This window comes from uncultured Aquimarina sp. (assembly GCF_947492405.1).
Taxonomy (GTDB): Bacteria; Bacteroidota; Bacteroidia; order Flavobacteriales; family Flavobacteriaceae; genus Aquimarina.
This window is the reverse complement of record NZ_CANLMP010000016.1, coordinates 1-7,096: the sequence shown is the minus strand read 5'-3', so window position 1 is coordinate 7,096 and position 7,096 is coordinate 1. Positions and strand designations below refer to the sequence as shown.

Sequence of the window (7,096 nt, the reverse complement as noted above, 5' to 3'; positions counted from 1 at the left end):
AAGTAGCAATCAATGCGCAGTTTTTGTCGAAAATAGGGTAACATTTTGCTCTGCTACGACACATATATTAAACGTTATGGGGCATACTCTAGCTCTGAAAATCACTACGCAATCTGAACTTTCAACGGAATTTTGGACACTCTATTTTTGTAATGGTCTGTGACAGATCGAAAGCAAAAAAGCGATGAAAAAATCCTGAATTATGGAGGGTTTCGGAGCAAAACGGATAAGAAAATCGCTTTTTTAGGGTAAATCACGAAAAGTTAACGGAATTAAAGTCTGTGATTTTCTGGTTTGGTAAGTGATAAATCCAATGGCAGCAAAGTGATCGCGGGAGGAAAATACAATTATTGAGGAATCGAGACACAAACCAATATCACTTTACTGCGGTGTATTTGCAAAGTTCTGGCTTGTAAAAGTGGTACGCCCCATAACAAGCTGTATGAAATCAGGGCAATTATGATTTTTCGAAAGGTAGTTTTGTGTTTGCGGTGGCGCTAATTTTTAATAGGTTTGTAAAAAGAAATCAAAAACAAGCGCGGCAGGATCGAATGGGCAAGGCTATTTTGCAAGCCCCGATTCATACAGGCACCGTTGTGTTTCATTGATGAAAGGACTAAAGAAAATATTCAAGAGGAAAATTAGCATTTATCAAATGATAAGTGATGATAATGTTAGTGGGTTAATAGAATCACTTAACAATGAAGCTGACCCGAACGAATTGGATGAATATGGACAAACTCCTCTATTCAGAGTAGTTTACAACAAAACACCCAATCAACTTGAATTGCTAAAAATACTTCTGAACTTCAACGCAAATGCTAACCACCAACATCCTGATGATGGAGCAACGCCTTTATATCATACAAAATCCGTTGATGTTGCTGAATGTCTATTGAGTTACGGAGCTGATCTCAACTCAAAAACCAAATTGGGACATATTCATTTACATAACGCTTTTAATATTGAAATGGCAGAGTTTTTTATCACCAAAGGATTGGATGTTAATGCTACTAGTGATTTAGGATCAACTCCACTATTTAGTGCAGTATATTTTGGATTTGACCTAGTTGAATATTTAATTAAAAAAGGAGCAAAAACAGAATTGCAAAACAAAAATGGATGGACTCCGCTTATCTGTTTAGCAAGAACTGAGTACGCAAATGCTGAAGACAACATTGAGTTAAAAAGAATTTGTCAATTATTAATAAATAATGGCGCTAATATCCGAACAACTGACAAACAAAAAAAAGATGCTGAAGTTCACGCATTAGAAGCAAAAAATGAGGAATTAGCCGAATATTTGAAACAATTAAAACGAAAACACAACAATATGTATAGTGCATAGCTACCCTTCGGGATAGCTACGACACCATACATGGAACGTTACCTGCAAGCTAAAAAACTATGTTACAAGATTCAATAACTCTGAAAAACCGACACCTGAAATTCATTAAAACTGTATCTGAATCCGGAATAGTTTATGGTTTAAAAAGTAAAAATGGGTTCGCTACATCAAGTTCAACACAACATGAAGATGATAAAGGAAACCCAATTGGTATTATATGTTTTTGGTCTGAAAAAGTGAGGGCTAAATCTTGTACCAAAGACGAATGGAAAAAATATAAAGTAACCGAAATTCCACTGATCGAATTTATAGAAAACTGGTGTATCGGAATGATAAATGACGGACTATTAATCGGAACGCAGTTTGACCAAAATCTTTTCGGATACGAAGCCGAACCTTTAGAATTGATTCTTGACTTATCATCTGAACTAAAATCTCTTGGAAAAGAATTGAATTTTAAAAAATTTGACGGAATAACGGACTTGGAAAGACAAGTCAAAGATGCAGCTGAATAAAAAACAGATTAGCGAATGGACATAAATATATCATATTATTTAGCTGAACACGGATGGAGTACTTGTTGGATAAATACAAAAGATAAAACTTATGAAATATCGATCACTCATATTTTTCACGAAGACCCAATTGAGGAATGTATGAATTGCTTACTAAAAATGATAAACGGACAGAAAAACTCTGAATTTAAATGGTACGGAGAACCTGGTGGAGAAAGAATACAAATTGATGAAATTCCTACTCAAAAACATATGGTTAAAGTTAGTATAGACCAATTTAACCAAGATATTGGGGATGAAATTAAAGAATTTGAAAAAGGAACAGAATTTTTAATCAAGAAAACTCTATTGGTAACAATGTTCTATTATGAGTTTAAAAAAATATTTGAGCTTTTAAAAGACAAGCATTACAAAGAAAATAGAAATTCAGACTTCCCTTTTGAGTCATTTAAATTGTTCGAAAAAACTGTACTTGAATATCTAAATTAAAATAAAAAGCCAGCAGGTAACATTATATATGAAATCAGAGCAAATTTTAGTGCTAGATCAATAGGTCACTTCCTTTTTGCAGTAGCGCTAGATTTTTATAAATTAAACAAGAAATAAAAATGCGCGGATAGATCGATTGATTCAGGCTTTTTTGCCTTGCTCCGATTCATATATTTGGCGTTATCGCTGCATTTTAGGAATCTGAAAAGTAGAACGAAAGCAACGAACGGTTAACCGCCCAATGACCTGAGTATTTTTGTGATTGTTAAGGTCTAATCGAAGAAAAAGCGATAGAAAAAACCAAAATTGAGGAGGATTACGGAGTAGTAACGTGCTAAAAAATCGCTTTTTTGGCTGATCAGCTACGGACGAAAAAAAGTTCAGGATTATTTGGTAAAGCCCATCCCTTACTCGATGATTGCAAGGTGATCGCGAGAAAGAAAAATAAAGTTGACGGAATAATTACGCAAGTAATATCACCTTGCTTGGCATGTTTGCTAAGGTTAGTGACTGAAAAAAATAAACGCGCGATAACACGATATATGTGTCATAGCAGCAAAGTGATCAATCGATTGGTTGTTGTATATTTATAAAGGCGCAATGCTTGCAAAAGGTAAAAGTTAACAACCAATGCGCAGAAATATCGAAAAAACAAGGTAACATTTTGCCCTGCTACGACACATATATTAAACGTTAGCAACAAGCTGAAAAATGAACTTCTTCAGAAAAAATAGAACTGAAAATTGGATAATTAAACTATTCAAAATAACCGACAATAAAACAGCGGAACAGTTTGATATGCAAAGTTGTATTCTTTCAGCAATAGACTTGATAAGTCAAAAAACGGAATTAAAAGCAACTGATTTCGATATAAATTACAGAAGTTCAAGCAAGACATTAAACGGATTTAAAAAAGCACTTAAAAAACAAAAAGAAGTCGTTTACAGTTTTGTTGGTTTTAATTCAGACAAAACGAATACATATTTCACTATTGATAATCCAATGCTAAACTGGACTGAAAAACCAGAAAATTCTTCTATCGAAATTTCTATTCAAATTGCAAGTGAATTTGCAGATTTGAATACGATTGAACTGACAATTAAAAACTTAATTACAAGTTTTGATTTTGAATATGGATATATCACAAAATTACCTTCGAATTATGATTCTGGAACTGAAAGAAAAATAAAGAAAGGCTTATTCTCAACAAGTATTGAAGTCAATGAAACAGACCACGTTTGGACTTTTCACTCAGTCGGAATACTTGATGGTTTTATAAAACGACTATATCCTGTTAACTATCTAAACAAAAGTCATCTTTCGGATTTAACAACAAAGGAATTGATTTTGAAATACGGAATCATAGAAAACATATCTGATAACATATGTAAATGGACTTTGAATTCAGAGGAAATTGAGAGTTTAAAAAATAATGAACAAATCCAAAAAATATCAATTATAACGAATGAGCTTGGATTTTTAAAAACTGATAAAGCGAAATTGTTTAAAGATAAAATGGAGCTGAAAAAGCCAGTTGCTAACACGGTGTATAAAACATAGCTAATAAGTGCTAAACCGAAAGGTTTATGTATATTTAGAAAGTCCACCAAATCTTTTAATTTGGCTTTTAAAAGAGAAAAATTAAAACCAAAATATAAAAATTCGGCTCTGTGTTAATCCGAAAGTTAGTGTCTTTTTACACGCTACGTTTCATACACTGAGCCGTTATCTTCAATTAGATGAATAAAAAATGGGAAACATATAATCCTCAATGGATTGTTGACATAGCTAAAGAACAGATTCCTGACAAAACCGAAATAATTACAGCTTTATCAAAGTGTGTAAAGGCTAAATCAGAAAGTAGAGCTTACATTTATTTCGTAAATGGAGATAACCCTAATGAGCCTAATTCTGAATGGCAATTTGTAGAGAATATAACTCTTGAAGATAAGAAGAACGGTACAATTATTCTTGACGTACTAAAAGGAAATAAAATCGGAGGAATTGAATTTTTAAAATACCTGAAATGAGCAGATACTTCAAGCGAAAATGGAATGAAACTAGAGGTGACGAATTTGACTCTTGGGGAAAATCAACTTGGTACTTTCAAGTAGGAACAGATGGATATCCTATTAAACAAATCGAACTGTACGAAAATGGAAACCGACTAAAATATCATACAGAAAAGACTTTTGATGATTATGGAGCTCTCGGTGACCAAGCTTTGGATATGAACGAATTTCAAAACTTTGAAATTGAGAAAGCTGAATTTGATAATGAATGGAAAAAATCAAATCCAAAAAAAGAACACCAACAGATCCTTGATCTAATTTCTGATTATTTATCTAATCATTATGATCAAAGATTCGGGCAGGCTATTTTCAATTTAGGGATTAACGAATTTGTAAATAAAGCTGACCCTGCAAAAGAGAATTATAAAATAAGAGACATTCACGGTGACGCAGACAACAAAATTCTTGAAAGAATAAAAAGTCAACTTGAATACTTTGAAGAACAGAAAAAAAGAAGATAACAAAATGTATATTGCATTGCTACTCTTCGAGGTAGCAACGGCAACATACATGAAACGTTGTGCGTCATTTGATAAAAATTATAAATTGAACAAAATAATAGGAATTATATTGACAACTTTACTTCTGATTTCTTGTAAGAATTCGGAAAGATCAGAAACGGAAAACAATTCTGATCCTGAAAACGAAATCACTCAATCGGAATTTAAAAAAGTGGAATCTCAAAATTCGCTGAACTTGGAATACCAACTTTTGGACGAGAATGACGAACAAATAAATTTTTCGAGTTTAAAGAAAATGCCTGAATTTCCAGGCGGACTTGATTCGCTGAATAAATTCATTCAACGGAATTATAAATTTCATCAAGGATTTACCGAATACATAAATGGAAAAGTTAAATCGACTTTTGTAGTTGACACTCTTGGAAAAGTAGTGGAAATAGAAATAATTGAGGGATTGAGAAAAGATTATGATGATGCTTGTTATAAAGTAATATCCAAAATTCCTGATTGGAAACCAGCCGAATTAGAGAATAGCAAAAAAGTGAAAGTGAAATTTCTTCTGCCATTCAAATTTGTGGCTGAAGAATAAAAAACGAACGCACAACAACATATATGTGCCATAGCAGCAAAGTAATCAATCGATTGGCTGTTATATATTTATGAAGGCGCAATGCTTGTAGAAAGTAAAAGTTAGCAACCAATGCGCAGAAAAATCAAAAAGCAAGGTAACATTTTGCTCTGCTACGACACATATATAAAACGTTACCATACATTAGATGAAAAAAATTCTATTATTCATGCTACTGATTTCTTTTCTTGGTTACGGTCAAAGAAAAAGAGAAGTAATTGACAGTATTCACTCTAAAAGATTATGTATTGAATATCCAGGAATAGTGGATATACCTGAGATTTCAAATGAATTTGAAAAATCTGAATATGTATTTACTGGAAAAGTTGTTGAAATTATAAGAAAAGAGACTCTTGAATCATCTGATATTGATGAAAATGGTCCAACTGATCTTCAACCAATCCAAAATTATTGGTATGTATTTGAGGTTTCAGAACTGTTTAAAGGAAAGAATAAAAAACAAATTAAAGTTTTTGCAAGAATTTATAGCAGTACTTCTCCATTATTAATCTTAGATAAAGAATACTTAATTTATGCAAAAAAAGTAATTAAACAAGAGAAACGATTTTTGGGACATTCCGACCCTTACATTTATTGTGGAGATAGATCTTGTCATATTAAATACGCTGAAAAGGAGATTAATGAATTGAAAAAACTAATTAAAGAATAACGTATGGTAACATCATATATAAAATCAGAGCAAAGTTTTGTGCTAGATCGAAAGGTCATTTCCTTTTTGCAAAGGCGCTAAATTTTTATAAATTAAATAAGAAATAAAAATGCGCAGATAGATCGATTGGTTCAGGCTTGCATGCCTTGCTCCGATTCATATATTTGCGTTGTGATTAATTGTGTATGAATAAGAAGTTAATTATTATTGGAGGAATAGTTTTTATTGGAATTACAACACTCCTTTTCTGGCAAAGGTTACAATATTCTTACTATGATTTTCAAGAATACTTGACACTTAAAGATAAAATAGTATGGAAATCAGATATTGGATTAGATTGGGAAGATTTCATTTATGATCCTGGACAAAAATTAATTGATAATATATCAACTGACGTTGGTATAGCAGCGAGGTATCATATTCGGAACTCTAAAATAGAATATAGATCCACAACAGTTTTTGTGCCTTCAAAATCTTTTGTTTCAGATACTACGAACTTCATAGCTCTTCGAATTGCAAATGCAAGATTTGATTTATGCGAAATTTATCGAAGAAAACTAGAGTCAAAAATAGACATCCTAAAAAGAAAAAATATTAAAGATGTTCCTCTTGACACCCTCAAAAATCAAAGCGAAATATTCTTTGACAAATTTGAGAATGAATGGAGTAAATTTTTGGATATTCCTGAGAACGAATTGGAATATAAGCTTACTCAACTGGAAAATAAAATAAAAATTGAACTGAATTAAAAACTAATCACAACATCATATATGTGATCATAGCAGTTAAGTGATCAATCGAATGGTTCTTGTATATTTGGTTAGGCGCAATGCTTGCAAAAAGAAAAAGTTAGCAACCACTGCACAGAAAAATCGAAAATAGAGTAACATTTTGCCCTGCTACGACACATATA

General features: G+C 32.1%; 9 protein-coding genes. All 9 read left to right on the top strand.

Going from position 1 to position 7,096, the window contains the following annotated elements; translation table 11 throughout:
• Nucleotides 1-607 precede the first annotated feature (607 nt).
• The 9 genes from Q0829_RS27390 (at nt 608) to Q0829_RS27350 (ending at nt 6,932) form a co-directional block, all read left to right on the top strand.
• Nucleotides 608-1,348 carry an ankyrin repeat domain-containing protein gene (locus Q0829_RS27390; RefSeq protein ID WP_298549271.1) on the top strand — a complete coding sequence of 247 codons (741 nt, stop codon included), beginning with the start codon at nt 608-610 and terminating at the stop codon, nt 1,346-1,348.
• Between the two features lie 59 nt (nt 1,349-1,407).
• Complete coding sequence (locus tag Q0829_RS27385; protein WP_298549269.1) at nt 1,408-1,863, top strand: DUF2750 domain-containing protein; 456 nt, start codon at nt 1,408-1,410, stop codon at nt 1,861-1,863.
• Nucleotides 1,864-1,878: 15 nt separating this feature from the next.
• Nucleotides 1,879-2,352 carry a hypothetical protein gene (locus tag Q0829_RS27380; protein WP_298549267.1) on the top strand — a complete coding sequence of 158 codons (474 nt, stop codon included), beginning with the start codon at nt 1,879-1,881 and terminating at the stop codon, nt 2,350-2,352.
• A gap of 711 nt (nt 2,353-3,063) precedes the next feature.
• Nucleotides 3,064-3,912, top strand: coding sequence for a hypothetical protein (locus tag Q0829_RS27375; protein WP_298549265.1), 849 nt, complete (start codon nt 3,064-3,066; stop codon nt 3,910-3,912).
• 179 nt (nt 3,913-4,091) lie between these two features.
• The gene (locus Q0829_RS27370) at nt 4,092-4,382 is read left to right on the top strand and encodes a hypothetical protein (protein WP_298549262.1); all 291 of its coding nucleotides are present in this window, start codon (nt 4,092-4,094) and stop codon (nt 4,380-4,382) included.
• Nucleotides 4,379-4,885 (top strand): hypothetical protein, encoded by a 507-nt coding sequence (locus Q0829_RS27365; protein WP_298549259.1) that lies wholly within the window; start codon nt 4,379-4,381, stop codon nt 4,883-4,885. Before Q0829_RS27370 ends, Q0829_RS27365 begins: the two co-directional genes overlap by 4 nt.
• Complete coding sequence (locus Q0829_RS27360) at nt 4,860-5,474, top strand: energy transducer TonB (RefSeq protein ID WP_298549256.1); 615 nt, start codon at nt 4,860-4,862, stop codon at nt 5,472-5,474. The genes Q0829_RS27365 and Q0829_RS27360 overlap by 26 nt, the downstream gene beginning before the upstream one ends.
• Before the next feature lie 187 nt (nt 5,475-5,661).
• Entirely contained in the window at nt 5,662-6,183 is a 522-nt protein-coding gene (locus Q0829_RS27355) for a hypothetical protein (protein ID WP_298549253.1), read from the top strand.
• 185 nt (nt 6,184-6,368) lie between these two features.
• The gene (locus Q0829_RS27350) at nt 6,369-6,932 is read left to right on the top strand and encodes a hypothetical protein (RefSeq protein ID WP_298549251.1); all 564 of its coding nucleotides are present in this window, start codon (nt 6,369-6,371) and stop codon (nt 6,930-6,932) included.
• Nucleotides 6,933-7,096 lie beyond the last annotated feature (164 nt).

Bases quoted from the DNA above. Each gene is read 5' to 3' on its own strand.
- Q0829_RS27390 (WP_298549271.1), top strand. From the start codon at position 608: ATGAAAGGACTAAAGAAAATATTCAAGAGGAAAATTAGCATTTATCAA.
- Q0829_RS27385 (WP_298549269.1), top strand. From the start codon at position 1,408: ATGTTACAAGATTCAATAACTCTGAAAAACCGACACCTGAAATTCATT.
- Q0829_RS27380 (WP_298549267.1), top strand. From the start codon at position 1,879: ATGGACATAAATATATCATATTATTTAGCTGAACACGGATGGAGTACT.
- Q0829_RS27375 (WP_298549265.1), top strand. From the start codon at position 3,064: ATGAACTTCTTCAGAAAAAATAGAACTGAAAATTGGATAATTAAACTA.
- Q0829_RS27370 (WP_298549262.1), top strand. From the start codon at position 4,092: ATGAATAAAAAATGGGAAACATATAATCCTCAATGGATTGTTGACATA.
- Q0829_RS27365 (WP_298549259.1), top strand. From the start codon at position 4,379: ATGAGCAGATACTTCAAGCGAAAATGGAATGAAACTAGAGGTGACGAA.
- Q0829_RS27355 (WP_298549253.1), top strand. From the start codon at position 5,662: ATGAAAAAAATTCTATTATTCATGCTACTGATTTCTTTTCTTGGTTAC.
- Q0829_RS27350 (WP_298549251.1), top strand. From the start codon at position 6,369: ATGAATAAGAAGTTAATTATTATTGGAGGAATAGTTTTTATTGGAATT.